26 protein-coding genes are annotated in these 24155 nt (G+C 64.2%); 23 read left to right on the top strand and 3 right to left on the bottom strand.

The window, feature by feature from the left end; all coding sequences use genetic code 11:
* Positions 1-253: 253 nt before the first annotated feature.
* From flhD to ACFQNJ_RS09935, 11 genes are all read left to right on the top strand, one after another.
* Positions 254-592, top strand: coding sequence for a flagellar transcriptional regulator FlhD (gene flhD / locus ACFQNJ_RS09985; RefSeq protein ID WP_374643064.1), 339 nt, complete (start codon positions 254-256; stop codon positions 590-592).
* 48 nt (positions 593-640) lie between these two features.
* Positions 641-1180 carry a flagellar transcriptional regulator FlhC gene (gene flhC / locus ACFQNJ_RS09980; protein WP_374643062.1) on the top strand — a complete coding sequence of 180 codons (540 nt, stop codon included), beginning with the start codon at positions 641-643 and terminating at the stop codon, positions 1178-1180.
* 125 nt (positions 1181-1305) lie between these two features.
* Positions 1306-2166: a flagellar motor stator protein MotA gene (gene motA, locus ACFQNJ_RS09975; protein ID WP_374643060.1), complete on the top strand. Its 861-nt coding sequence runs from the start codon at positions 1306-1308 to the stop codon at positions 2164-2166.
* Between the two features lie 72 nt (positions 2167-2238).
* A complete protein-coding gene (gene motB / locus ACFQNJ_RS09970) occupies positions 2239-3216 on the top strand; it encodes a flagellar motor protein MotB (protein WP_382256651.1) in 978 nt (325 codons plus the stop codon).
* A 26-nt stretch (positions 3217-3242) separates the two neighbouring features.
* On the top strand, positions 3243-3635 hold the full coding sequence (gene cheY / locus ACFQNJ_RS09965) for a chemotaxis response regulator CheY (RefSeq protein ID WP_382256648.1): 393 nt from the start codon (positions 3243-3245) through the stop codon (positions 3633-3635).
* Positions 3636-3637: 2 nt separating this feature from the next.
* On the top strand, positions 3638-4255 hold the full coding sequence (locus ACFQNJ_RS09960; RefSeq protein WP_382256645.1) for a protein phosphatase CheZ: 618 nt from the start codon (positions 3638-3640) through the stop codon (positions 4253-4255).
* Between the two features lie 107 nt (positions 4256-4362).
* On the top strand, positions 4363-5520 hold the full coding sequence (locus ACFQNJ_RS09955; protein ID WP_382256642.1) for an EscU/YscU/HrcU family type III secretion system export apparatus switch protein: 1158 nt from the start codon (positions 4363-4365) through the stop codon (positions 5518-5520).
* Entirely contained in the window at positions 5517-7601 is a 2085-nt protein-coding gene (gene flhA, locus ACFQNJ_RS09950; protein WP_382256639.1) for a flagellar biosynthesis protein FlhA, read from the top strand. The genes ACFQNJ_RS09955 and flhA overlap by 4 nt, the downstream gene beginning before the upstream one ends.
* Positions 7598-9166: a flagellar biosynthesis protein FlhF gene (flhF, locus tag ACFQNJ_RS09945; RefSeq protein ID WP_382256636.1), complete on the top strand. Its 1569-nt coding sequence runs from the start codon at positions 7598-7600 to the stop codon at positions 9164-9166. Before flhA ends, flhF begins: the two co-directional genes overlap by 4 nt.
* A complete protein-coding gene (locus tag ACFQNJ_RS09940) occupies positions 9159-9956 on the top strand; it encodes a hypothetical protein (protein WP_374643046.1) in 798 nt (265 codons plus the stop codon). Before flhF ends, ACFQNJ_RS09940 begins: the two co-directional genes overlap by 8 nt.
* Before the next feature lie 7 nt (positions 9957-9963).
* Entirely contained in the window at positions 9964-10683 is a 720-nt protein-coding gene (locus ACFQNJ_RS09935; RefSeq protein WP_382256683.1) for an RNA polymerase sigma factor FliA, read from the top strand.
* An 83-nt stretch (positions 10684-10766) separates the two neighbouring features.
* Here the strand turns inward: ACFQNJ_RS09935 and ACFQNJ_RS09930 are convergent, their stop codons facing one another.
* From ACFQNJ_RS09930 to flgA, 3 genes are all read right to left on the bottom strand, one after another.
* Positions 10767-11126: a hypothetical protein gene (locus ACFQNJ_RS09930; RefSeq protein WP_382256634.1), complete on the bottom strand. Its 360-nt coding sequence runs from the start codon at positions 11124-11126 to the stop codon at positions 10767-10769.
* Between the two features lie 14 nt (positions 11127-11140).
* Entirely contained in the window at positions 11141-11491 is a 351-nt protein-coding gene (gene flgM / locus ACFQNJ_RS09925) for a flagellar biosynthesis anti-sigma factor FlgM (RefSeq protein ID WP_382256632.1), read from the bottom strand.
* Positions 11492-11596: 105 nt separating this feature from the next.
* Complete coding sequence (gene flgA / locus ACFQNJ_RS09920) at positions 11597-12358, bottom strand: flagellar basal body P-ring formation chaperone FlgA (RefSeq protein ID WP_382256629.1); 762 nt, start codon at positions 12356-12358, stop codon at positions 11597-11599.
* 293 nt (positions 12359-12651) lie between these two features.
* Between flgA and flgB the strand changes: the two genes are divergently transcribed.
* Genes flgB through ACFQNJ_RS09860 form a run of 12 tightly spaced genes read left to right on the top strand, consistent with a single transcriptional unit; the run spans position 12652 to position 24153 of the window.
* The gene (gene flgB, locus ACFQNJ_RS09915; RefSeq protein ID WP_374643038.1) at positions 12652-13053 is read left to right on the top strand and encodes a flagellar basal body rod protein FlgB; all 402 of its coding nucleotides are present in this window, start codon (positions 12652-12654) and stop codon (positions 13051-13053) included.
* A 20-nt stretch (positions 13054-13073) separates the two neighbouring features.
* On the top strand, positions 13074-13478 hold the full coding sequence (gene flgC, locus ACFQNJ_RS09910) for a flagellar basal body rod protein FlgC (protein WP_382256627.1): 405 nt from the start codon (positions 13074-13076) through the stop codon (positions 13476-13478).
* A 16-nt stretch (positions 13479-13494) separates the two neighbouring features.
* Positions 13495-14157, top strand: a complete 663-nt coding sequence (locus ACFQNJ_RS09905) for a flagellar hook assembly protein FlgD (RefSeq protein WP_382256624.1) — start codon at positions 13495-13497, stop codon at positions 14155-14157.
* A 45-nt stretch (positions 14158-14202) separates the two neighbouring features.
* A complete protein-coding gene (flgE, locus tag ACFQNJ_RS09900) occupies positions 14203-15411 on the top strand; it encodes a flagellar hook protein FlgE (protein WP_382256621.1) in 1209 nt (402 codons plus the stop codon).
* Between the two features lie 41 nt (positions 15412-15452).
* The gene (gene flgF / locus ACFQNJ_RS09895; protein ID WP_382256618.1) at positions 15453-16193 is read left to right on the top strand and encodes a flagellar basal-body rod protein FlgF; all 741 of its coding nucleotides are present in this window, start codon (positions 15453-15455) and stop codon (positions 16191-16193) included.
* A 33-nt stretch (positions 16194-16226) separates the two neighbouring features.
* A complete protein-coding gene (gene flgG, locus ACFQNJ_RS09890; protein ID WP_374643028.1) occupies positions 16227-17009 on the top strand; it encodes a flagellar basal-body rod protein FlgG in 783 nt (260 codons plus the stop codon).
* A 17-nt stretch (positions 17010-17026) separates the two neighbouring features.
* The gene (locus ACFQNJ_RS09885) at positions 17027-17719 is read left to right on the top strand and encodes a flagellar basal body L-ring protein FlgH (RefSeq protein ID WP_382256614.1); all 693 of its coding nucleotides are present in this window, start codon (positions 17027-17029) and stop codon (positions 17717-17719) included.
* 21 nt (positions 17720-17740) lie between these two features.
* On the top strand, positions 17741-18874 hold the full coding sequence (locus ACFQNJ_RS09880) for a flagellar basal body P-ring protein FlgI (protein ID WP_382256611.1): 1134 nt from the start codon (positions 17741-17743) through the stop codon (positions 18872-18874).
* A 7-nt stretch (positions 18875-18881) separates the two neighbouring features.
* Complete coding sequence (gene flgJ / locus ACFQNJ_RS09875; protein WP_382256680.1) at positions 18882-19760, top strand: flagellar assembly peptidoglycan hydrolase FlgJ; 879 nt, start codon at positions 18882-18884, stop codon at positions 19758-19760.
* A gap of 15 nt (positions 19761-19775) precedes the next feature.
* Positions 19776-21662: a flagellar hook-associated protein FlgK gene (gene flgK, locus ACFQNJ_RS09870; protein WP_382256608.1), complete on the top strand. Its 1887-nt coding sequence runs from the start codon at positions 19776-19778 to the stop codon at positions 21660-21662.
* A gap of 20 nt (positions 21663-21682) precedes the next feature.
* Positions 21683-22909 (top strand): flagellar hook-associated protein FlgL, encoded by a 1227-nt coding sequence (flgL, locus tag ACFQNJ_RS09865; protein WP_382256605.1) that lies wholly within the window; start codon positions 21683-21685, stop codon positions 22907-22909.
* An 8-nt stretch (positions 22910-22917) separates the two neighbouring features.
* Positions 22918-24153, top strand: a complete 1236-nt coding sequence (locus ACFQNJ_RS09860) for an HDOD domain-containing protein (protein WP_382256603.1) — start codon at positions 22918-22920, stop codon at positions 24151-24153.
* The last annotated feature ends 2 nt before the right edge of the window (positions 24154-24155 follow it).

Genomic DNA, 24155 nt, shown 5'->3' with positions numbered 1-24155 from the left:
AGCCAGGCGCAGCTCGATGCGATTGCCGACCTGCTCAACAACCGCCCGCGTGCCGTCCACGGCTTCTACCCGCCGATCGTCGTCTACCAGGCCATGTTGGACAAGCTCAATCAACCCAATTCCTCAACTCAATAAATCGGTGTTGCACTTGGTGCTTGACTCCGCCCCCTCGACACAATTACATACATCAAGTCACCGTATGTAATTTATGTGCCAAGCCCGCCGGGTGGTACAGCAACCAAGGGGAATCAAGATGGACAACGAACAGCTGCTGGCCGAGATCCGCGAAGCCAACCTGACCTACCTGATGCTGGCGCAGAACCTGATCCGCAAGGACCGCGCCGAAGCCCTGTTCCGTCTGGGCCTGACCGAAGAGGCCGCCGATCTGCTGGGCATGCTGTCTCCCGCCCAGTTGCTCAAGATCGCTTCCAGCAACATGCTGCTGTGCCGCTTCCGCGTGGACGATGACCTGGTCTGGAACCTGCTGACCAACCACAACGTCAAGAAGGTGGACAACGCCACCACCACCCAACTGCACGCCAGCATCCTGATGGCCGGCCGCTTTGCAGATTCTGTCGCCGTCGCTCACTGAGCGCAGACGCACCTGCAGACAGTTGACATCAAGACAAGGGGAACGGACATGGCCACCGCAAAAAGCATCCTGGGTGAATCCCGCGACATCGAGCGCGCGGTTGCGCTGATCCAGCTGGGCGCCCGCCTGCAGGTACTGGAGTATGAAACCAACCTGTCGTATGAGCGTTTGCTGCGCCTGTACAAGGAAGTGGCGGGCAAGAGCCCATCCAAGGGCCAGCTGCCGTTTTCCACCGACTGGTTCCTCACCTGGCAGCCCAATATTCACTCGTCCCTGTTCCTGAACATCCACGAGTACCTCTCCAAGAGCAGTGAGCTGGAAGAGATTGATGCGGTGATCAAGGCCTTCCGTCTGTACAGCGAACAGATGCAGGCCAGCCAGGTGGAGCCACTGCTGTCCATTACCCGGGCCTGGCGCCTGGTGAAGTTCGTCAACAGTGGCATGCTGACCCTGACTAAGTGCTCTTGCTGCGGTGGCCACTTTGTCACCGAGCCCTACGAGAACGCCAAGAACTATGTGTGTGGCCTGTGCGAGCCACCGGCGCGTGCCGGCAAGGGCAGTGCCTCGGGTGGTCTGCGCCTGCACTGAACCGCTGTCGTTCCAAAGTATGAATTGGGCCCCTGCAGGGGCCCAATTTGCGTTTATGGGCGCCCTCAATCACCCGTAGAGTTGGCCGATACGTCAAAGACAAGTCCCATCAGCGAGCCCATCCCATGTTTGTCATCATTGGTTTTGTGATCTCGATGATCTGCATCTTCGGGGTGTTCATCATCCACGGGGGCAACATCGGTGTGATCCTCAAGGCGCTACCCTTCGAGATGGCCACCATCTTCGGTGCGGCCATTGGCGCCTTCCTGATCAACAACCAGATGAAGGTGGTCAAGGCCACCCTCAAGGGCTTTGGCCAGTGCTTCAAGGGCAGCCAGTACACCAAGGCGCGTTACATGGAACTGCTGGCGCTGCAGTACGACATCCTGCAGAAGGCCCGCAAGGAGGGCCTGATGGCCATCGAACAGGATGTGGAGAACCCGGACCAGTCCCCCCTGTTCAAGAAGTACCCGACGATCGCGGCCGATCACCATGTGACCGAGTTCATCACCGACTATCTGCGCATGATGGTCTCTGGCAACCTGAACGCCCACGAGATTGAATCGCTGATGGACGCCGAAATCGAAACCCACCACCAGGAAGCCCATGCACCGGTGGCGGCCATCGGGCGCCTGGCCGGCGCCTTGCCGGCCTTCGGCATCGTGGCGGCCGTGCTGGGTGTGGTGAACACCATGGGCTCGGTGGGGCAGCCGCCGGCGGTGCTGGGCGGCATGATCGGTTCGGCCCTGGTGGGTACCTTTCTGGGCATCTTGCTGGCCTATGGTGTGTTCGAGCCGCTGGGTGGCTTGCTGGAGCAGAAGACCGAAGAGGCCTCCAAGGAATACACCTGCATCAAGACCACGCTGCTGGCCAGCATGCAGGGCTATGCACCCGCTACCGCCATCGAGTTCGGCCGCAAGGTGCTGTTCTCGGATGTGCGGCCTTCTTTCGCGGAACTGGAAAGCCACGTGAAAGGGAAAAAGTGAAACGCGTGAAGGGACTTCGTGCCAGTGCTGCCCCCCTGGGGGGAAGCCGTGTAGTGGCGCAGGGGGGGACCTATGGCCGGTGACGGCAAGAAGCTCCAGCCCATCATCGTCAAGCGCGTCAAGAAGGGCGGTCACGGTGCCCATGGTGGCGCCTGGAAGATTGCCTACGCCGACTTCGTGACGGCCATGATGGCCTTCTTCCTGCTGATGTGGCTGCTGGGGTCCACCACCAAAGGGGATCTGCAAGGCATTGCGGACCATTTCAACCAGCCGGTGAAGGTGTCTCTGCTGGGCGGTGACGGCACGGGCAACAGCGACAGCATCGTCACCGGCGGCGGCAAGGACCTGAGTGCGTCAGCCGGGCGCGTGGACGGCGGCGATGCGGAACGCGCCCAGAAGGAAGTGGGCCTGCAGATGGCCAAAGCCGAAGCCAAGCGTCAGGACGAGTTGCGGATCGACATGCTGCAGAAGAAGGTGCAGGAACTGATTGCCAACAACCCGGCGCTCAAGGAGTTTGGTAACCAGATCCAGATCGAACGCACGCAGGACGGCCTGCTGATCCAGATCTTTGACGCCCAGAACCGGCCCATGTTCGATGTGGGCAGCGCCATCGTCAAACCCTATATGCGTGATCTTCTGCGGCAGATCGGTCTGACGCTGGTGGATGTCGAGAACCGCATTGTGCTCTCGGGGCACACAGACGCCACCCCCTATGGCAGTGGTGACCGGGGCTACAGCAACTGGGAACTGTCGGCGGACCGGGCCAACGCGTCGCGGCGCGAGCTGGTGGCCGGCGGTTTGCCTGATGACAAACTGGTGAGGGTGGAAGGTCTGGCATCCAGCCGCCTGCTCAACAGCCGCGACCCCAACGCCCCGGCCAACCGGCGCATCAGCCTGCTGGTGATGACCAAGGAAGCCGAAGAACGCATGGTGCCCATGACCGCACCCGCCGTTCCTGCCATGCCGCAAGGCCCGATCAGCCTGCCAGACCTACAGAAACTGGCGGAACAGCCGAAACCTCCGCAAGAGGTCAAAAACCTGACCGAATAACCATGCCACATCCCCAGGGGGACTCAATGGCCACACCCATGAAATTTCTGATCGTCGACGACTTCTCCACCATGCGCCGCATCGTGCGCAACCTGCTCAAGGAAATTGGCCACGCCGATGCCGACGAGGCCGAAGATGGGGCGATCGCGCTGAACAAGCTCAAGAACGGCGGATTTCAGTTTGTCGTCACCGACATCAACATGCCCAACATGAACGGCTTCGAGTTGCTGGAGGCGATCAAAGGTGATGAGAAACTCAAGTCCTTGCCGGTGCTGATGGTCACGGCCGAAGCCCGCAAGGAAGACATCATCCGGGCCGCACAGGGCGGGGCCGCCGGTTACATCGTCAAGCCGTTCACCAAGGCGACGCTGGAAGAAAAGCTGGCCAACATCTTCCAGAAGCTGGGTATCGGAGGCTGAACATGAGCGACCAACATCCCAACGGTAACGCCTCCGCACCCGACATGTACAAGCAACTGGGAGCCATTACCCGCCAGTTGCACGACGCGCTCAAGGAACTGGGTTACACCGACAAGCTCAAGGGCACCGTCGACCAGCTGCCCGACGCCCAGAGCCGGCTGTCCTACATCGCCCGCCTGACGGGCGAGGCGGCCGAAAAGGTGCTCAACCACGTGGAACTGGGCAAGTCCGAGCAGGAGCACGTGGCCCAGCGTGGTCGCCAGCTGCACGACACCATCGCGGCCGTGCCAGGCCTGGGCAAGGCCATGCCCGAGTTGCTGGCCTGGTCCAAAGACGTGGTCGAAACCGCCGAGAAGACCGACGCACGCCTGACCGACATCATGATGGCCCAGGACTTCCACGACCTGACCGGCCAGGTGATTGCGCGGGTGGTGCAACTGGCTGGCCAGATCGAGGAACAGCTGCTGGCGCTGCTGCTGCAATCGGCACCCGCCAGCCATCCGGTGGTGGAGCCGCCGCCCAGTGAGCTGGCCGGGCCGGTGGTCAACGCGGAAGGCCGTACCGATGTGGTCAGCGATCAGGCGGGTGTGGACGATCTGCTCGCCAGCCTCGGTTTCTGATTCGTGATTGAGCTTCAGGGGGAATAGGGCGCTTTACGGGCGCCTTTTCCCCCTTTAGTTTTTGGGGGCGCCTCGCACAATCGTTCGCATCCACTGCGTGAACGATCGTGAGCGACTCTTCCCAAGACAAGAACCTGCCTGCCACCGCCCGGCGCCTGCAAAAGGCGCGGGACGAAGGGCAGATTGCGCGCTCCAAGGAGCTGGGCAACCTGGCGGTGCTGGGTGGCGGTGCGCTGGTCATGATGGCGCTGCTGCCCATGGGTTTTGACGCGCTGCGCACGGCCCTGGCTTTCCAGCTGCGTTTTGACAGCAGCAGTTTGAAGCAGCCGGGCCAGATGCTGGAGCGCCTGATGGCCGCCTTCAGCAGTGGGCTGTTCATCTACCTGCCGCTGGGCGCCGGCATGCTGGTGCTCGCGGTGGGCGTGGCCATTGCCTCGGGCAGCTGGGCCATCAGCACCAAACCCATTGCGCCCGATATCACCAAGCTCAGTCCTCTGGCTGGGTTGGGCCGCCTGTTTTCCAAGCAGCAGCTGTTTGAAACCGCCAAACTCACCGGCATGACTGTGGTGTTCGGCGCTGTGGGTTGGCGGTTCGTGTCCAGCCACATCGAGCCTTTCGGCACCCTGCTGATGCTGCCCCTGGAGGGGGCGCTTGGTCAACTGGCCCGCTGGCTGATGTTCGGGGTGGGCACGCTGCTGGCGGTGGTCACGGTGTTTGCCCTCATCGACTTTCCGATGCAGAAGTTCCTGCATGGCCAGCGGCTGCGCATGTCGATGGACGAGGTCAAGCGCGAGCACAAGGAAAGCGAGGGCGACCCGCACATCAAGGGCAAGCGCCGCCAGCGCCAGCGCGAACTGGCCATGGGCAACAGCATCACCCGCGTGCCCAAGGCCGACCTGGTGGTGATGAACCCGACGCACTACGCCGTGGCCATCCAGTACGACGACGCCACCATGAACGCACCGCGCGTGATTGCCAAGGGGGCGGATCTGCTGGCCCTGCGCATCCGCGACGTGGCCAAGGCGGCTCAGGTGCCGGTCATCCAGTCGCCCATGCTGGCACGGGCCCTGTATGCGCACGCCGAGATCGATGACGAGATCCCCTCGGCACTCTACACGGCCGTGGCCCAGGTGCTGGCCTATGTGTACCAGCTCAAGGCGGCCATGGCCGGCAAGGGCGTCATGCCCGCCGCGGTGCCGGTGCCCGAGGTGCCGCGCGAGCTGGATCCCCATTCGAAGAAGTCTGATCAGGAGAAGACCCGATGAACGCGCAACTGCTCATGATCCGGCAGTGGCTGGACCGCAATGCCGGCTGGGCCGCAGGCCTGGCGGCCCCCATGCTGGTGGTGGTCGTGCTGTCGCTGATGGTGTTGCCGATGCCGCCCTGGCTGCTGGACACCTTCTTCACGCTGAACATTGCTCTGGCGATGGTGGTGATGATGGTGGCCGCCTACATGCGCCGTCCCCTGGACTTCTCGGTGTTTCCCACCGTGCTGCTGCTCACCACACTGCTGCGCCTTTCGCTCAACGTGGCGTCCACGCGCGTGGTGCTGATGGAGGGTCATACCGGCCCCGGCGCGGCCGGTGCGGTGATCGAGGCTTTCGGCCACTTCCTGATTGGCGGCAACTTCGCGGTCGGCCTGATCGTGTTCGCCATTCTGGTGGTCATCAACTTCATCGTGATCACCAAGGGGTCCGAGCGGATTGCCGAGGTGAGCGCACGCTTCACGCTGGATGCCATGCCCGGCAAGCAGATGGCCATCGACGCCGACCTGAACGCTGGCCTGATCGACGAGAAGGAAGCCAAGCGCCGTCGCGCCGAGGTGGGCGAGGAGGCCGAGTTCTTCGGGTCGATGGATGGTGCCTCCAAGTTCGTTCGTGGCGACGCCATCGCCGGCATCCTGATCCTGTTCATCAACATCATCGGTGGCCTGATCATCGGCATGGTCCAGCACGGGCTGGGCGCCGGCGAAGCCGCCGACAGCTACATCCTGCTGGCCGTCGGTGATGCCCTGGTGGCCCAGATTCCCGCGTTGCTGATCTCGGTGGCGGCCGCCATGGTGGTCTCGCGGGTGGGCAAAGACGCCGACCTGGGTGGCCAGATGGTGCAGCAGATGTTCTTTTCCTCGCGCGTGCTGGCCATCACCGCGTCGGTGCTGTTCCTGCTGGGTGTGATCCCGGGAATGCCGCATGCGGTGTTCCTCGTGTTTGCAGCCATCTTCGGCACCTTGGCCTGGTGGCGCTACAAGGAAGAGCAGCGGCCCAAGCCGGTGGAGGCCGAGGCACCCAAGGTCAATCCGGACGGCGAGGCCACCTGGGACGACCTGCAGCCGGTGGACCTGCTGGGTCTGGAGCTGGGGTACCGCCTGATCGCCATGGTCGACAAGGAGCGCCAGGGCGACCTGCTGACCCGCATCAAGGGTGTGCGCAAGAAGTTCGCGCAGGAAGTGGGTTTCCTGCCGCCGGCCGTGCATGTGCGCGACAACCTGGAGCTCAAGCCCAGCGCCTACCGCATCACCCTGCGCGGCGTCGTGGTGGGCGAGGGCGAGGTTTTCCCCGGCATGTACCTGGCCATCAACCCGGGTGGCGTCAACCTGCCGCTGATCGGCACGCCCACGACCGACCCGGCGTTCGGCCTGCCTGCGCACTGGATCGACGAACGCCAGAAGGAAAACGCGCAAATGGCCGGTTTCACCGTGGTTGATTCCGAGACTGTGCTGGCCACGCATCTTTCACACTTGATGCAAGTCCAGGCCGCCAAGTTGCTGAGCCGGACGGAGACCCAGGACCTGGTCGAACACGTGACCCGCCTGGCCCCCAAACTGATCGAAGAAGTCGTGCCGAAAATGGTCCCCGTTGCCACCTTCCAGAAAGTCCTCCAGCTGTTGCTGGAAGAGGGGGTGCACGTGCGCGACATCCGTTCCATCATCGAATCGCTGGCCGAAAACGCCGGTGCCGTCACCGACCCGGCCGAACTGGCCCGCCGCGTGCGCATTTCGCTGGCCCCGGCCATCGTCCAGCAGATCTATGGCCCGGTCAAGGAGCTGGAAGTCATCGCCATCGAACCTGGCCTGGAGCGTCTGCTGATGCAGGCCCTGGGCGGTGTCAACGGCACGGCCCTGGACCCTGGCGTGGCCGAAATGCTCAGCAAGTCCGCCACCGATGTGGCCAACCAGCAGGAAGAAAAGGGCGTGCCCGCCTGTCTGCTGGTGCCCGATCCCATCCGTACCGCCATGGCGCGCCTGCTGCGCCGTGCCGCGCCGCGCCTGCAGGTGCTGGCGCACAGCGAAATTCCTGACACCCACCTCATCCGTATCGGCCCGATTCTTGGGGAGATTGCAGCATGAATATCCAGCGTTTCACCGCCCCGACCTCGCGCGAGGCATTGACCAAGGCGCGCAAGCAGTTCGGCGATGCCGCCGTGATCCTGTCCACCCGGCAGACCGATGACGGCTTCGAGGTGATGGCCACCTCGGAAGAGAACCTGGCCAACCTGGTGCCCCAGGCGCAGCCGCAGACCCAGGGCAAGCTGGCTGCCCGCGCCAGCGAGCGCGACGCACCCAAGCCTCCCCGCAAGCCGGCCCTGGCCGAGCGCGATCCGCTGCCGCGGGCATCGGTCAGCGACACGGTCGATGGCGACACCCAGACCATGGCCATGAGCACGCTGTCGTTCCAGGACTATGTGCGCGAGCGCATGCTGCGCAAGCGCCGTGAATCGATGCAGCAGGAGGCCGACGTGCCGGTGCGTGCGGCCACACCCGAACCCGAGATGCCACGTACGATGCCGCGCGCCGAGCCGGTGCAGCCCTCGGTGCAGGTGCCGGTGCAGCGCTTCAATGAACCGGCCTTCTCCATCCCGGCCGCCCTGCAGATGCCCCAGCCCATCCGCACCCGCCCCGTGGTGCGCCCGGAATGGGACGACTCCATGCCTTCCGCCGCCCCCGCGACTGCATCGGGACAGGGCGAGCAGCGCGTGGCCGTCGAGCTGGCTGCACTCAAAGACATGATCGAAGAGCGTTTCAACACCCTGGCGTGGCTGGGCTCCTCCAAGCAAAATCCGGTGCAGTCCAGCCTGATGCTCAAGCTGATCCGTGCAGGGTATTCGCCCGCCATGTCGCGCGCTGTGCTGGAGCGCCTGCCGGAAAATGTGGCCGCATCGGACGCCATGCGCTGGATCATGGATGTGCTCTCGCGCAACCTGCGCACCTCGCCGGCGGGCGCTGGCCTGGCGGAAGAGGGTGGTGTGATTGCCCTGGTGGGCGCCACCGGTGTGGGCAAGACCACCACCGCCGCCAAACTCGCCGCCCAGTGCGTTCGCACCCATGGCACCGCCAGTGTCGGCCTGATCACCCTGGACACCTACCGCGTCTCGGGCTACGAGCAGCTGCGCGCCTACGGCCGCATGCTCGGTGTGGTGGCCCACCTGGCCCACGACCGCGCGGCACTCAAGGATCTGCTGGCCCTGCTGGCCAACAAGCGCATGGTCATCATCGACACCGCCGGGCTGGGTCAGCGCGACCAGCGCATCCAGGACATGCTCGACATGCTGGAGATGCCCCAGGTCAAGAAAACCCTGGTGCTCAACGCCAGCTCCCACGGCGACACCATCGATGAAGTGCTCACCGCGTTCAAGGCCAGCACCCTGCACGGTGTGGTGCTGTCCAAGGTGGACGAAGCCGTCAAGCTGGGCCCGGCGCTGGACGCGCTGATCCGCCACCAGGTGGTGCTGCGCGGTGTGGCCAACGGCCAGCGCGTGCCCGAGGACTGGCAGAACCCCGATGCCGCCAGCCTGGTGCGTGTGTCCATGGGCACACGCGGCAAGTCGTCGTATGACCCGGTGCAGGCCGACATGGGCCTGTATTTCGGCCAGTCCAGCGCCCGTGGCATCGATCTGGGAGGTGCCCATGTTTGAGCGCCATGCCCATCAGGCCGCTGGTTTGAACGCGGGACCGCTGTACGACTCGGCCTCGCTGGTGCCGGTGGTCAGCCCTGCTCAGCCTGCCCGTGCCTATGACATGCTCTACCAACTGGCCTCGCAGCTGGACAGCATGGGCTACACACCCGTCATTCTGGACGCGAGCGCCAGCGAAGGGCCTGAAGGTCATCGCAGCGCGGGACGCCCCCTGGGGTTGATTCATGCGCTGTCGAGCTCCAGCATGGCCCGAATCGAGAGGCCCGTCCAAGGCGATTGGCTGGTGATGCCCGCCGCCCAAGGGGTGCGCTCCCTGCAGGTCACGGCCCGAGCCGGTGGGGCGCGGGTGGCCGTCTCCCGCCTGCTGTCGCCATTCGGACGACAGACAGTGGTTTTGCTGTTCGCGTCGGCCCAGGACATTGCCAGTCTGCTGGGTGGCATCGACAACCCGGTGATGGTCCCGGTGCTGGCCCACCCCCAGGCCGGCATCGATGCCTACGCGGCCTTCAAGCACTTGCATCAGTCCGGGCTGCGCCCGGTGCTGGCGCCGCTGGCCGATGCGCAGTTGTCGGCCCAGGCCAGCACCGTCAACCAGGTGGTGCGGTCGGTGGCCGACTGCGCCGGGCGCCATCTGGGTGTCCGGGCCGAAATCTGGCCCGTGCGCCGTTGGGGGGAGCTGGCCTGCGAAGGCGCCATCACCCGGACCTTGAGCTATGACATGGACAACTTGCATGACTCTGGCAACATTGGCAACATCACCCACGCAGAGGTTGGTACCTACTGGAGCTGAGACCATGCTGTACACCGCCAAAGGCACGCTCAACCGCGAAGAGCAGCTGCGCAAGTACACGCCGCTGGTCCGGCGCCTGGCCCATCACATGATCGCCAAGCTGCCGCCCAGCGTGGAGCTGGACGACCTGATCCAGGTCGGCATGATCGGACTGACCGAGGCGATCGCCCGCTATGAGCCCTCTCAGGGTGTCCAGTTCGAGACCTTTGCCAGCCAGCGCATCCGTGGGGCAATGATCGACGAATTGCGCGACGGCGACTGGATGAGCCGCGGTTCGCGCAAGAGCCAGAAGGAAATCGAGCAGGCCGTGCACAAGCTGCAGCAGAAGCTGCACCGGGCGCCCATGGAGTCGGAAATCGCTGCCGAACTGGGCATGAGCCTGGCCGATTACCAGCACCTGCTGGCCAAGGTGCGCGGCACGCAGCTGGTGTACCTGGAGGACATCAGCGGTCACGGTGATGACGACGACGGATTCCTGGACCGCCATATGGGCGGCGCTGCCGAGCCCGATCCGTCATCCCTGTTGCAGGACCAGCGCATGCGCATGGCATTGGTGGAGGCCATCAAGAACCTGCCCGAGCGTGAGCAGCAGATCATGTCCATGTACTACGAGCATGATATGAACCTCAAGGAAATTGCGGCGGTGCTGGGCGTGACCGAATCCCGCATCTGCCAGCTGCACAGCCAGTCGATCGCCCGCCTGAGGGCCAAGTTGCGCGACCACTGATTGTTGTTATTGGGCGGCAAATGTCTGCCCTGACAACGAAAAAGCCGGCAATAGCCGGCTTTTTGCATGAAGAGTGAGTTTCTTCAGGCTGACAGGTGATAGGCGCGGCCGGCGCCCGAGGATCCACGGCTGCTGCCATATGTGACCGCGTCGGCCGTCTGTGGCAACAGGCTCTCGACCTCTCGCTGGCTGCGTGCGGCGGACTGGATCACGGCCTGGCGCAGGCGGCCGAAACGCTGGGCCGCCGCTTCCATCTGGGGGCGCAGCAAACTGCCCGGGCGGTTGATTTCCGCCGTCCTGGGGGCCTGCTGCAGGACCGACTGCACGCGCGCGCTGGCCATTTCAACGCCCATGGCGTTACTTTTGAGCAGCTCGCCCTCCAGTTCATCCAGCGACGCATTCAGCGTCTGGATCCAGGGGTGTGCGTGATCGGTGGTGTTCATGACGAATGAGGCGTTCAGGCCTTGGCCGCACCACTGCCACCCACAGCGCCCAGCATCTCGGCGGCGTTGGACAGCATCTTGTCGGCGATGGCTTCGGCATTGACCTGGAAGGTGCCGTTGGCGATGGCCAGCTTCATGGCCTCCACCTTCTCGGCGTTGAAGACCTCGCTGCCCGCAGATCCTGCGGCCGACACTTCCCGGGTGGCTGACGACAGCGTGACCTGCACGCCAGCCGGTTGGGCACGGGGCGCAGCGACGCCTGCCGCTGCCGCTTCAGCGCCAGTGGTCGGTCGTTGCTCGGCGGCCTTCTGGGGGCCGCCCGCCACGGAACCAATATAGGAATCCGGTGATGATTCGACTTTCATTTCACTCTCCAAGCCCCGCAGACGGGGCCTTGTGGAAAGACTATCGACAGGTTAGCGGGTAACTTTAGCCTTATTTCGGGGTTTTCTTCATTGTCCGGTCAAATCTCAAAGCCGGACTTCCACGGTCTGGTCTTCTCTGACCGTTCCGGTGACCACCCGGCCACCCTTGAGACGAACCTTCACCGACTGCCCCTCGATACCAGCAGTCAGCGCCTCGCCGACCACCGTGACCCGGAAACCATTCCCCTGGCTGGCCACCCGCACCTGGGCGCCGGGCCCGAATGCGGGCACAGGACGCACCATGTTCTGGCGCAGGGCCTGGCCGGCCGGCAGGGCGTACGCCGCCTGTTGACCCACCCACCTGGAGGTGTCGGCCAGCACGGCGGCGTGCTGCTCTGCCCAATCGATTTCGGCAATGTCGGCATCTTCTTGAGTCAGCACCGCGCCGGCGGCCACCGGGCGCCGCAGCACCCAGGCAGGGCCCCAGGCCCGGACGGTCACCGGCAGGAACACGTTCCAGCGTACCACGCCTTCCAGACAACGCAAGCCGATGCGGCTTCGACCCCACAGCCGGGTACCGGGCGGAATGTAGGGCTCCACGCGCTGGCAGGGCGCCAGCTTCAGCCGGGGGTCGAGCCGCCCCAGGATCAGTTCCGGGCGCAGCGCGCCGCTGGCTTCCTGGCCCAGCACGGAGGCGATGGTGGGCTGCAGCCATTGACCGGCCAGTTGTTCGAGCTCGGTTTCACCGCCGACCGAAGCGCTGGGCGCGGTCTGGACCGACATGGGCACCACGGCCTGTGCCTGGATCTGGACATGGACCATCAAGGGCAACAGGGCCAGGCTGAAGACCCGGAAGAGACGCTTCAAGGAAGACTGGGACGCATTGGACATGACAAAACCTCACGCAGGCGCGCGTGAATCAACCGATGGGCGGTCCACTCAACCGCCGGTCGGCGATGCCGCACCACCGGGCGCGGACACTGCCTGCAGGTTCTCACTGTAGGCCGGCAGCGGCCGATACAAAGGCGGGAAATGGCGCCCAATCTCGGGCCTGTTTCCGACATTGCTTCCCCTCAAGTTTTTCCATACTTCTGCGCATGGCCAGTCCGTGCGCATGTCGTGGATGGATCGATGGCCTTCACAGGGCACTGGAGGTGATCATGCTCAAGCAGATGACGGCAAGGATGGATTTCCATGCCAACGCCCTGCTGCTGCGTGCGCAGCGACAGCAAGTCCTGGCCAGCAACATTGCCAACGCCGACACACCCGGCTATGTCGCCCGCGATTTCGACTTTGCCCAGGCGCTCAAATCGGTGCAGGGCGGCGCTTCCGTGTCCACCGTGGCGCTCACCGATGCGCGGCACCTGCGCCTGGGGTCGGCCGATCCGCGGCAGGCCGAGATGGCCTACACCGTGCAGACCCAACCGGCACAGGACGGCAACTCGGTCGATCTGGACCGGGAGCGCGCCAACTTCGTGGACAACAGCATCCGCTACGAGTCCACGCTGCGCTTCATCAACGGGCATGTCAAGACCATGCTCAGCGCCATCACCGGCCAGTAAGGGCCGTCAGGGAGAACAGCATGTCGATGTTCAACATCTTCGGGGTTTCGGGCAGTGCCATCAGCTCGCAGTCCCAGCGGCTGAACGTGGTCGCCAGCAACCTGGCCAACGCCGATGCGGTGGCCGGTCCGGACGGCCAGAGCTACAAGGCCCGTCACGTCATCTTCCAGTCGGTGCCAATGGGGTCGCAGGGCAGCGCAGGCGTCAAGGTCAAGGACATCCAGGAAAGCGATGCGCCGGGTCGCCGCGTGCACGCACCACACCACCCCTCGGCCGACGCCGAGGGCTATGTGACCCATTCCAACGTCAACCCGGTGGAAGAGATGGTCAACATGATCTCCGCCTCGCGTTCGTACCAGAACAACGTCGAAGTCATGAACACCGCCAAGTCGCTGCTGCTCAAGACGCTGCAGATGGGCCAGTAATCCAGGGAGTCAAGCCATGTATGCATCCCCCATCGACACCTCGACCCTTGGCAGCGCGGTCGGCAGCACCACGGCCAAGACCTCCAACAACGCCAGCGACCCCGAGGCGGCGCAGGACCGCTTCCTGAAGTTGCTGGTGGCCCAGATCAACAGTCAGGATCCGCTGAACCCGATGGACAACGCCCAGATGACCTCGCAGATGGCGCAGATCAACACGGTCAGTGGCATCCAGCAGCTCAACGAGACGCTCAAGGGCATGGCGGGCCAGTTCTCTTCACTGCAGACCATGCAGGGCGCCTCGTTGATCGGGCGCGATGCCCTGGTCGAAGGCGACAGCCTCTCGTTCAATGGCAGCGTGGGCCGGGGTGCACTGGAACTGCCCTCCGACGCCAAACAGGTGTTTGTGGACATCGTCGGCAAGAACGGCGAGCTCATCGACACCATCGACATGGGCGCGCGCGGGGCGGGCACCCATGCCTTTGAATGGGACGCCGGCTCTGTCGACGTCAGCAAGGTGGGCAAGTTCAAGGTGCGCGCCACCAGCGGCGGTGACGAGGTGACGGCGACGCCGCTGGCGCGCCTGCCCGTCATGTCGGTGGGCATGAACAACGGCGCGATGAACCTGCAGCTGAGCAATGGCCGATCCATCGCCTATGACCAGGTCCGGGCCTTCATGTGAGCCTGGCCGTATCCCCCGACAAGTTTTTCTGAAAGGACATTCATCATGGCATTCCAGCAAGGTCTCTCCGGCCTGAACGCCGCCAGTCGCAACCTGGACGTGATCGGCCACAACATCGCCAACGCCAACACCGTGGGCATGAAGTCGTCCCGCGCCGAATTTGCCGAGCTCTATGCCAGTTCGGTGGGTGCCTCGGGCGGTATCAGCCAGGGCATTGGCGTGTCGATAGCCACTGTCAGCCAGGCCTTCACGCAGGGCAACCTGACCATCACCGGCCGTGACATGGATGTGGCCATCAACGGCAACGGGTTCTTTGCGATGAGCATGCCCGACGGGTCGCTGCAGTACAGCCGGGACGGCCAGTTCAAGCTGGACCGGGATGGGCGCATTCTCAACAACCAGGGTGGGCAGCTGATGGGCTACCCCACCGATGTGGATGGCAACCGGACGGCGTTTGATCCAATCGCCTTGTCGTTGCCGACGGGCGGCCCAATTCCAGCGAATGAAACGAAAACGATCACGGCTGAGTTCAACCTTGACGCTCGTGCGACTGGGGCAGAACCCGCAGGCACTTATGGCACCACGGTGCTGGTGTATGACCAGCAGGGCAAGGCGATTCCGGTTGCTATGGCGTTCGAAAAGCAAGCTAACAATCAATGGCAAATAACCGCAACGATGACAGATGAAGCAGGCGTTGTTCAACCCTTAGGGAATTTCAACATCGCGTTCAATCCTGATGGATCCTTTGACGAGGCTAACTCTGATCCAGTGGAATTCGACGTTCTTTCTCTAAACGCCGCCAATGGTGCTGATTTCCCGGTGACTGTAAATCTGGAAAACATCACCCAGTTCGCATCCCCATTCTCGGTCACCAACCTGACCCAGGACGGCTACCCGCCCGGTGAGCTCACCAGCCTTCAGATCGAGGACAACGGCGTCATCATGGCCCGGTACAGCAATGGCGAGTCCCAGGCTGCTGGCCAGATCCAGTTGGTGAACTTCCGCAATGCGCAAGGCCTGGCGCCTGTCGGCGGCAATGGCTGGGTCGCCACCTTCGCCTCGGGTGCCCCGATTCCTGGCGCACCGGGTGAGGGCAACATGGGCATGCTCAAGGCCGGCGCCGTCGAGGATTCCAACGTCGACCTGACCGCAGAACTGGTCAACATGATGACCGCGCAGCGTGCTTACCAGGCCAACGCCCAGACCATCAAGACGCAGGATCAGATCATGAGCACCCTGCTGAACATGCGCTGATCCTGACGAAGCGCTGAACCAAGGACTTCCGGGAGCCCGCCATGGACCGCATGATCTACACCGCGATGACCGGTGCCACCGCCGCGCAGCACCGTCAGCAGCTGCTGGCGCACAACCTGGCCAATGTGTCCACCACCGGCTTTCGTGCCGAGCTGGCCACGTTCCGGGCGGTGCCGGTGCGCGGCGATGGCGCGACCACGCGGGTGTTTGCCCTGGAAGCCACGGCTGGCCACCTGGACGCGCCGGGGCCGGTCAACCCTACCGGGCGTCCGCTGGACGTGGCCGCCAAGGGTGGGGCCTGGTTCACGGTGCAAGGCCTGGATGGCACCGAGGCCTACACCCGCGCAGGCGCCTTTGAGGTGAGCCCGGACGGTACCCTGGTCAGCCCGCAAGGCCTGCCGGTGCTCACCGATGGTGGTGCGCCCATCACCGTGCCTGCCAATGCGCAGGTGGATGTGGCGGCTGATGGCACGGTCTCCGCCCGGGTTGGGGGAGCGGCCGCACAGAACCTGGGCCGCATCAAGCTCGTCACCCCCGGCGCGGACACACCGATTGCGCGCAGCGAGGATGGCCTGTTCCGTCCCAAGGACGGGCAGCCGCTGGAGGCCGACGCCCAGGCGCGTGTGCAGAGCGGCGCACTGGAAGGCTCCAACGTCAATCCCATCGAGGCCATGGTCGGCATGATCGCCGCCGCCCGCCAGTTCGAGGTGCAGATGAAGATGCTGCAGAACGGCGAAACCAACGACCGCAGTGCGGCCCAGCTGCTCAGCCTCAACGGCTGAGGCCATCACCCCATTTTCTGATCGAGGCATACCATGATCAATTCCCTGTGGATCTCCAAGACCGGCATGCAGGCCCAGCAGACGCAGCTGGACGTGATCTCCAACAACATGGCCAACGTGTCCACGAACGGCTTCAAGCGCGCCAGCGCCGTGTTCGAGGACCTGATGTACCAGAACCTGCGCCAGGTGGGGGCGGCTGCCGACGAGCAGAACCAGCTGCCCACCGGCCTGCAACTGGGCCTGGGTGTGCGCACGGTGGCCACCAGCCGCCAGTTCACCCAGGGTAGCCTCCAGCAGTCCGGCAACCAGCTGGACATTGCTGTCAACGGCACCGGCTTCCTGCAGGTCACCATGCCCGATGGCACCACCGGCTATACGCGCGATGGCAGCCTGCAGGTCGACTCCCAGGGGCGACTGGTGACCTCGGGTGGCCTGCCCATCGCTGGCGACATCACGGTGCCGGCCGAGGCACAGAACGTCACCATCTCGGCCGATGGCATCGTCAGCGCCAAGCTGCCGGGCAACCCGGATCCGCAGCAGATCGGCAACATCGAGCTGGCCAGCTTCATCAATCCGGCCGGCCTCGAGCCGCTCGGTCAGAACATGTACGCCGAAACGGTGGCGTCGGGTGCGCCGAACAACGGGGCACCGGGCACCGGTGGCCTGGGCAAGCTGATGCAGGGCTACGTGGAAACATCCAACGTCAATGTGGTGCAGGAGCTGGTCACCATGATCCAGACCCAGCGGGCCTATGAGATGAACTCCAAGGCCATCCAGACGTCCGACCAGATGCTGCAACGCCTGTCGCAGCTGTAATCACGGAGCGGTCGAACATGAACCATCTTCCCCCGTTTCGCCTGATGCGCACCGGTGCTGCGTTCGCCGCAATGGTGGCGCTGGCCGCCTGCCAGACGACCCCCGTCGAGGTGGCGCCGGCCAAGCCCATCGTCTACCAGACGCCTCCCGCGGCTGTGCCCGTCACGGGCAGCCTGTTCCAGTCCGCACGGTATCGCCCCGCTTTCGAAGACCCGCGTGCCCGCATGCCTGGCGACACGCTCACCATCCAGATCACCGAAAAGGTCAGCGCGACGCAGAAATCCTCGTCGTCGATTGATCGCAACGGCAGCGTATCGGGCAGTGTCAGCGCCATCCCGGGCATCCGTGCCAAGGAACTGACACGTGACCGAAACTTCGATCTGGGTGGTCAGTCGGACAACCAGTTCGCCGGCAAGGGTGACACTATCAACGACAACACCTTCCAGGGATCGATCACCGCCACTGTCCAGGATGTGCTGCCCAACGGGCACCTGCTGGTCGTCGGAGAGAAGCAGATCGGGGTCAACCAGAACGTTGATGTGCTGCGCTTTTCGGGCACGGTCGATCCGCGTTTCATCCGGCCGGGCAACGTGGTGCCATCCACCCAGGTGGCCAACGCCCGCATCGAGTCCAAGAGCCGGGGTGCGATTGGCGAAGCGCAATCAATTGGCTGGCTTGGACGGTTCTTTTTGAACGTTTTCCCGTTCTGAGCAAGACCTAGCATCAAGGTCATGAACCCGATCGCTTCCCTCTCCTTTGTCAGGCGCCTGTTGTCGGCGCTGGCGCTGCTGTTCCTGTCCTGTCTGCCGCTGCAGGCGCAGGCCATGCGCATCAAGGAAGTGGCGGCGGTGCAGGGTGTGCGCACCAACCAGCTGACCGGCTTTGGCCTGGTGGTGGGTCTGGACGGCACGGGCGACCAGACCGGCCAGATGCCCTACACCACGCAGGGCATGAACAACTACCTGCAGCAACTGGGGCTGACGCTGCCCGCAGATGCCAAGCTGCAGCTCAAGAACGTGGCGGCCGTGATGGTCACGGCGCAGTTGCCGCCGTTTGCCCAGCCGGGTCAGATGATCGACGTGACCGTGTCCTCGGTGGGCAATGCCAAGTCGCTGCGTGGCGGCACCCTGATCACGACCCCGCTCAAGGGCGTCGATGGCGAAATCTATGCGCTGGCCCAGGGCAACCTGCTGGTGGGCGGTGCGGGCGCCTCCGGCGGCGGCAGCAAGGTGCAGATCAACCACCTGAGCGCAGGCCGCATCCCAGGGGGCGCCCAGGTCGAGCGTGCGGTGCCCACGCCGTTCGCACTGGGTCCCACCATTGACCTGGGTTTGAACTCTGCCGATTTCCAGACGGCCCGCCGGGTGGCCGAGGCCATCAACAAGCGCATGGGCGAGGGTGTGGCCAGTGCGGTCGATGGCCGCACGGTGCGCCTGGTGGCGCCGCCCGACCCGCACTCCCGTGTGAGCTTCATCGCCGAGATCGAGGAGATCCCGATGGAGGCCACGATTCCGGTGGCCAAGGTGATCGTCAACTCGCGCACCGGATCCATCGTCATGAACCAGGCGGTCACGCTGGGACCCTGTGCCGTGGCCCACGGCAATCTGTCGGTGACCATCAGCTCCACCCCGATGGTCAGCCAGCCCAATCCCCTGTCCACAGGTGGCCAGACCGTGGTCACCGAGAAAACGGATATCAAGATCAGCCAGGATGCGGGCAGTCTGATCCAGATGGATGCCGCGCCACAGCTGTCGGACCTGGTGCGCATGCTCAATGGCCTGGGTGCCACGCCCCAGGACCTGCTGGCCATCCTGCAGGCCATCAAGGCCGCCGGCGCCATGAACGCGGAGCTGGAGGTCATCTGACATGACCATGCCGATGACTGCCCGATCGCCGTCCCTGGCCATCGACCCGGGGGCTTTGAACGCGCTGCGCTTCCAGGCCGGCCAGGAAGGTCAGCCGGGCAAGGCCGCGGTCAAGGAGGCGGCCCGCCAGTTCGAGGCCCTCTTCATGCGCGAGCTGGTCAAGAGCATGCGCGAGGCGACGCAAAAATCCGGTCTGCTCGACAGTGGTGGCACCGACCTGGGTACCGAACTTCTGGACCAGCAGCTGGCGGTTCAGCTCAGCGGCATGCCAGGCGGTCTGTCGGCCGCGATCGAGCGTCAGCTTGGCCTGCAGATGGCGCCTGCCGCTGCGGGCGGTGACAAGGCCACAATGCCATCAGCCTCCCCCGCAGCACCCAGCACGGTCAGTCGCGCCACCACCGGCTCCGGGCGCGAGCGACAGGCGGCTTTTGTCGAGCGGCATGGTCAGGCCGCCGCAGCCGTGGCGCGCGAGTCCGGCATCCCTGCCAGCTACATGATCGGTCAGGCCGGACACGAAACCGGATGGGGCCGCAGCGAAATCCGTCATCGCGATGGCAGCCCGTCGTTCAACCTGTTCGGCATCAAGGCCACGTCCGCGTGGAAAGGCAAGGTGGCGGAGGTCACGACCACGGAGTACGTCAACGGCGTGCCGCGCAAGACCGTGGCCAAGTTCCGGGCCTACGACTCCTACGAGGATGCCTTCAGGGACTATGCCCGCCTGATCACCAAGAGCCCGCGCTACGACAAGGTCATGGACCAGGTCGGTTCCGTGCAGGGATTCGCGCGAAGCCTTCAGCAGGCCGGCTACGCGACCGACCCTCAGTACGCGGTCAAGCTCAGCCGTGCCATCAACACCACCCTGAACCTCCAGCGGGCGCAGGTCTGATCCCGAGGCACTCCCATGTCCGCACTCAACATCGGCTCCCGCGCCCTCACCGCCAACCTGTCGGCGTTGCAGGTCATCGGCCACAACATTGCCAACGTCAACACCGAGGGCTACTCGCGCCAGAACGTGACCATGCAGGTCTCGGGCTACCAGCAGTACGCCAACGGCTTTTTTGGCAAGGGGGTCGAGGTCGGGACCGTGACCCGATCGCATGACGCTTACCTGACGCGCGAGGCGCAGACCACCCGGTCAGTCGCCTCGGCCGACGCGGTTCGTCTGGCGCGGCTCGAACAGCTGGAGGCCGCGTTCCCCATGGGTGAGGACGGTATCGGCGAGTCGCTCAACAGCATGCTCAATGCCTGGGCCGACGTGGCCTCGTCGCCCAGCAACCAGACGGCCCGTCTGGTGGTGATTGCGCGCGCCGATGAGCTGGCGGCACGCCTGCGGGACACCGCCGGGCAGCTGGACATCCTGCGCGAAAGCACGCAACTGCAGGTCAAGGGAACGGTCGACAACGTCAACCGGCTGGCGGCAGATCTGGCCAAGGTGAACCAGCGCCTGACGGAAGTGATGGGCTCTCCCAACACGCCCAACGATTTGCTCGACCAGCGCGACCAGATCCTGAGTGAGCTGAGCAAGCATGTGCAGGTCAGCTCCATCCCCGGTGAAGGGGGGGTGGTCAGTGTGTTCGTCGGTGGCAGCATGCCATTGGTGCTGGGATCGCAGTCGGCCAAGCTCGAAGCGGGCAGGGACCCGGCGGACAGCTCACGATTGCAGATCAGCTTTGTGCAGGGCGGTGTCAAGACACCCTTGGCCGATGGCAACCTGGGTGGTGAGCTGGGTGGCCTGATGAACTTTCTGCACAACGATCTGGCGCAAGTGTCCAACATGGTGGGGCGGATGGCGCTGGCCACGGTGTCGGTGGTCAATACCCAGCATGAACTCGGCCTCGACCTCAAAGGTCTGCCCGGGGGAGAGTTTTTCACCGCACTGACCCTGCCATCCGGCGTGCAGACGTCCGGCGTTTCGGGTTTGACAGCCAGTGTCGGAGTCAGCGACCCCTCCCAGCTCATGGCATCAGACTATGAACTGCGCTATGACGGCACCAACTACACCGCCGTTCGCCTGTCGGACGGGACGGTGTCGGCGCCCGCTGCGGCGGTTCCGGTCAGCTTCGATGGCCTGAGCTTCAACTTGAGCGGTCCCGCGACGGCCGGGGATGTTTTCCGCTTCAAGCCTTTCGAGAACGCTGCGCGTGAGATCAAGATCGCGATCACTTCTCCGGACAGTGTGGCGGCCGCCAGTCCTGTCAAGGTGTCTCCTGAGCCTGGAAACTCCGGTGGCATCTCCATCGAAAGCCTTTACGCCAATGGTCCTCCGGGCGGTGCCAGCTATGGCACCACCGAGGTGGTGTTTGCTGCAGACGGCTCCTACAGCATTGAAGTGGGCGGCACACCTGTGCTGACCGGGCAGACTTACAAGCCGGGAGAGCCGATCGAGTATGACGGTTGGAGCCTGACTTTGCGTGGGGTGCCGGCCGACAACGACACGTTCACGGTCACCCCGGCAGGGCCGAACGACATTCGTCAGAACGCTGGCAATGCCGTGGGCTTCCAGGCCTTGCGCGATGCGGCCATGTTCGAGGGGGTTCCCTTCGGCGATGGCTATGTCAATATCTTCTCCGACGTGGGCACGAGGGTGCAAAGTGCCCAGTTCTCGTCCGCGTTTTCTGGACAGGTGGCCGCCACGGCCGAGAACGCTCGCGCCAACGTGGCTGGTGTCAACCTAGACGAGGAAGCGGCCCGGATGCTGCAGTTCCAGCAGTCCTACCAGGCGGCCGCCAAATTCCTGCAGGTGGCGCAGAGCACCTTCGACAGTCTTCTGCAGACCGTGGGTCGTTGATCGAACGGAGGAAAACCATCATGCGCATTTCCACCGCCAACAGCTATGACCGCACGATCGATGTGCTGCAGAAGCGCCAGAGCGAGCTGTCCAAACTGCAGAGCCAGCTGGCGACCGGCAAGCGGGTCCAAAAGGCCAGCGACGATCCGGTGTCGGCCACCTTGTCTGAAACGGCGCGCAACCGACTGGCACGCACTGAGGCGGATCTGCGTTCGCTGGAAGCTTCACGCGCCAGCTTGCAGCAGGCCGAGAGTGGCTTGGCCGAATCCGGCGAGCTGATTCAACAGGTGCGCGATCTGTTGGTGGCCGCCGGTAACGGAGCCTACGGTCCCAACGAGCGCGAGGACATCGCCCGGCAGCTCGAAGGTCTGCGCGAACGCCTGATCGGCGTGGCCAACCTCAAGGACAACGCGGGTCGCACCTTGTTTGGTGGACTTGGCGGTGCGTCCACGCCGTTCGTGGACACTTATCCGCCACCTGCGGGTGAAGTTCAATTCAACGGGCAGCGTGGGCAGACTGCTGCGGGCGATCGCAGCCTGCCGCAAACCCTGGACGGGCACGCCATCTGGATGGAAATTCCTCGCGGGAACGGCAGCTTTGTCGTCAATTTCCCCACTCCACCGGCAGTTAATGCAGGCAGTGTCCGTTCAGATCTCGGTGAGGTTGTCGATTCCAGCCTGGCCACGGGAGACCCATATCGCATTGACTTTGCTTCCGGCGCCGGTGGTATCGAATACACGATAACTAACACCACAACCGGCTTGCCTGTCACGGGACATCAAAATGTGCCTTATGAGGCAGGCAAATCCGTGACCTTCGACGGCTTAAGGATTCAGCTGGATGGGAGTCCTGCACCCGGTGACCAACTTCTCGTCTCGCCAGTTTCGTCGGCAAATCCGACGGACATTTTTGAGGTGGTTAAAAACGCCATTGATACGCTTAGAAAGCCGGACAATGCCGTTCGTACACATGAGCTTGGCCGTGCCATGACCGAGCTCGACGCCGGTCTGGACAAGGTGCTGCTGGCGCGAGGCCGCGCCGGCGAGTGGCTCAACCGGGCAGATTCCCTGGAGAAGCTGATGGGGGACCGATCGGCCGACTACGAAGTCGAGATCTCCCGCCTGGAAGACATGGATCTGGTCAAGGGCATCTCCGACTTCCAGACCAAGCAGACCGGCCTGGAGGCCGCGCTCAAGGCTTATGCCCAGGTCCAGCGCCTGTCGCTGTTCAGCGTGATCAACGGCTGACCTGAGCCATGATGACCTCCACCCATACCGTGCTCGACAGCGTGGCGCTGGGCTACCAGCCGGTGTGGAACCGATCGCGCCAGCTGGCGGCCGTGCGCATGCCTGTGCTGGTGCTGCACCGGGAATCGGTGGACGGGGAGCATTTCGTCCGCGCCCTGGGCAACGACTGGCCCAAGGCGGCGCCGACCCTGATCATCGCGCCCCGCTCGCTGCATCTGGTCGATCAGTTGCTGCACCTGCCGCCGATTCCCAACACCTGGCTGGAGGTGCCCGGTGACCTGTTCGCCACACCCGAAGGTCTGGCCCGGATGGCGGTGGCCGCCCGGCAAGGGCACCGCCTGCTGCGGCGCGTGGCGCTGTCTGCCATCGCCGGCGAGGTGGTGGCCCCTGCCGACGTCCGCAGTCTGGTGCACCTGGCTCCCGAGGACGTGCTGGCCACCCTCCGTTCATTGCCGACCGAGCCCGGCGGTGCCCCCCGTGGGCGCAGCCCCCTGATGGCTGGTCACATCTATGAAGGCATTGCCAACCGCGTGGTGGCTGAGCATGCGCTGGACACCGCGGGGGCCTGGGGTGTGCTGGGTTGGCCGGTGGACGACACGCTTCGGTTCTTCCGGCAGCGACCGCTCGCCTGTGACCGGGCCACGATCCAGCAGGTGACCCAGGCGCTGGGGCGCGAGTGCTCGCTCGATCAGCTCGAGCGTCTCATCCGCCAGGACCCGGTCATGGTCTACCGGGTCCTGTTGCTGGTCAATTCGGCCATGCATGGCAAGGACCGCGAGATCAACTCGCTGAGGCATGCCATCATGATGCTGGGCTTCACCGTCCTCGGTCGATGGTTGTCCGAACAGTTGCCAGGCGCTGAAACCGACCTGACCCTGCATCCTGTCCGCTACACCATGGTCATGCAGGCGCGCCTGGCGCAACACCTGCTGGATTCGGGCTCGGATGACAACCTGCGCTCCGAGGTCTACGTCACGGCACTGTTTGCACAGCTGGATCGTCTGCTGCACCAGCCACTGCCTGAAATCCTGCAGCGTCTGCCGTTGCCAGGTCGTGTGTACGACGCACTGTTGCGCCAGACCGGCCCCTACAACGCTTACCTGGACGTGTCCGACGCTCAGGGGCAGACCGAGCAGCTCCATCGCCTGCCCCAGATCTGCGAGAAGCACGACATCAGCCTGGAGTCAGCCAACCAGGCGCTGATCCGCATGCTCGCCACCAGCCGGGATCATCGCCAAGGCTGACA

This window comes from Hydrogenophaga bisanensis, assembly GCF_042665135.1.
Lineage (GTDB): Bacteria > Pseudomonadota > Gammaproteobacteria > Burkholderiales > Burkholderiaceae_C > Hydrogenophaga > Hydrogenophaga bisanensis.
This window is presented reverse-complemented; position numbering and strand designations above follow the sequence as displayed.

What these genes read in the sequence shown, in the direction of transcription:
- flgG (WP_374643028.1), top strand. Translation starts at nt 16,227, where the DNA reads ATGATCAATTCCCTGTGGATCTCCAAGACCGGCATGCAGGCCCAGCAG.
- flhA (WP_382256639.1), top strand. Translation starts at nt 5,517, where the DNA reads ATGAACGCGCAACTGCTCATGATCCGGCAGTGGCTGGACCGCAATGCC.
- ACFQNJ_RS09880 (WP_382256611.1), top strand. Translation starts at nt 17,741, where the DNA reads ATGAACCCGATCGCTTCCCTCTCCTTTGTCAGGCGCCTGTTGTCGGCG.
- ACFQNJ_RS09960 (WP_382256645.1), top strand. Translation starts at nt 3,638, where the DNA reads ATGAGCGACCAACATCCCAACGGTAACGCCTCCGCACCCGACATGTAC.
- ACFQNJ_RS09885 (WP_382256614.1), top strand. Translation starts at nt 17,027, where the DNA reads ATGAACCATCTTCCCCCGTTTCGCCTGATGCGCACCGGTGCTGCGTTC.
- cheY (WP_382256648.1), top strand. Translation starts at nt 3,243, where the DNA reads ATGGCCACACCCATGAAATTTCTGATCGTCGACGACTTCTCCACCATG.
- flgF (WP_382256618.1), top strand. Translation starts at nt 15,453, where the DNA reads ATGGACCGCATGATCTACACCGCGATGACCGGTGCCACCGCCGCGCAG.
- flgC (WP_382256627.1), top strand. Translation starts at nt 13,074, where the DNA reads ATGTCGATGTTCAACATCTTCGGGGTTTCGGGCAGTGCCATCAGCTCG.
- motA (WP_374643060.1), top strand. Translation starts at nt 1,306, where the DNA reads ATGTTTGTCATCATTGGTTTTGTGATCTCGATGATCTGCATCTTCGGG.
- ACFQNJ_RS09930 (WP_382256634.1), bottom strand. Translation starts at nt 11,126, where the DNA reads ATGAACACCACCGATCACGCACACCCCTGGATCCAGACGCTGAATGCG.
- flgE (WP_382256621.1), top strand. Translation starts at nt 14,203, where the DNA reads ATGGCATTCCAGCAAGGTCTCTCCGGCCTGAACGCCGCCAGTCGCAAC.
- flhC (WP_374643062.1), top strand. Translation starts at nt 641, where the DNA reads ATGGCCACCGCAAAAAGCATCCTGGGTGAATCCCGCGACATCGAGCGC.
- flgL (WP_382256605.1), top strand. Translation starts at nt 21,683, where the DNA reads ATGCGCATTTCCACCGCCAACAGCTATGACCGCACGATCGATGTGCTG.
- motB (WP_382256651.1), top strand. Translation starts at nt 2,239, where the DNA reads ATGGCCGGTGACGGCAAGAAGCTCCAGCCCATCATCGTCAAGCGCGTC.
- flgJ (WP_382256680.1), top strand. Translation starts at nt 18,882, where the DNA reads ATGCCGATGACTGCCCGATCGCCGTCCCTGGCCATCGACCCGGGGGCT.
- flhF (WP_382256636.1), top strand. Translation starts at nt 7,598, where the DNA reads ATGAATATCCAGCGTTTCACCGCCCCGACCTCGCGCGAGGCATTGACC.
- ACFQNJ_RS09905 (WP_382256624.1), top strand. Translation starts at nt 13,495, where the DNA reads ATGTATGCATCCCCCATCGACACCTCGACCCTTGGCAGCGCGGTCGGC.
- ACFQNJ_RS09860 (WP_382256603.1), top strand. Translation starts at nt 22,918, where the DNA reads ATGATGACCTCCACCCATACCGTGCTCGACAGCGTGGCGCTGGGCTAC.
- ACFQNJ_RS09940 (WP_374643046.1), top strand. Translation starts at nt 9,159, where the DNA reads ATGTTTGAGCGCCATGCCCATCAGGCCGCTGGTTTGAACGCGGGACCG.
- flgB (WP_374643038.1), top strand. Translation starts at nt 12,652, where the DNA reads ATGCTCAAGCAGATGACGGCAAGGATGGATTTCCATGCCAACGCCCTG.
- flgK (WP_382256608.1), top strand. Translation starts at nt 19,776, where the DNA reads ATGTCCGCACTCAACATCGGCTCCCGCGCCCTCACCGCCAACCTGTCG.
- flgM (WP_382256632.1), bottom strand. Translation starts at nt 11,491, where the DNA reads ATGAAAGTCGAATCATCACCGGATTCCTATATTGGTTCCGTGGCGGGC.
- flhD (WP_374643064.1), top strand. Translation starts at nt 254, where the DNA reads ATGGACAACGAACAGCTGCTGGCCGAGATCCGCGAAGCCAACCTGACC.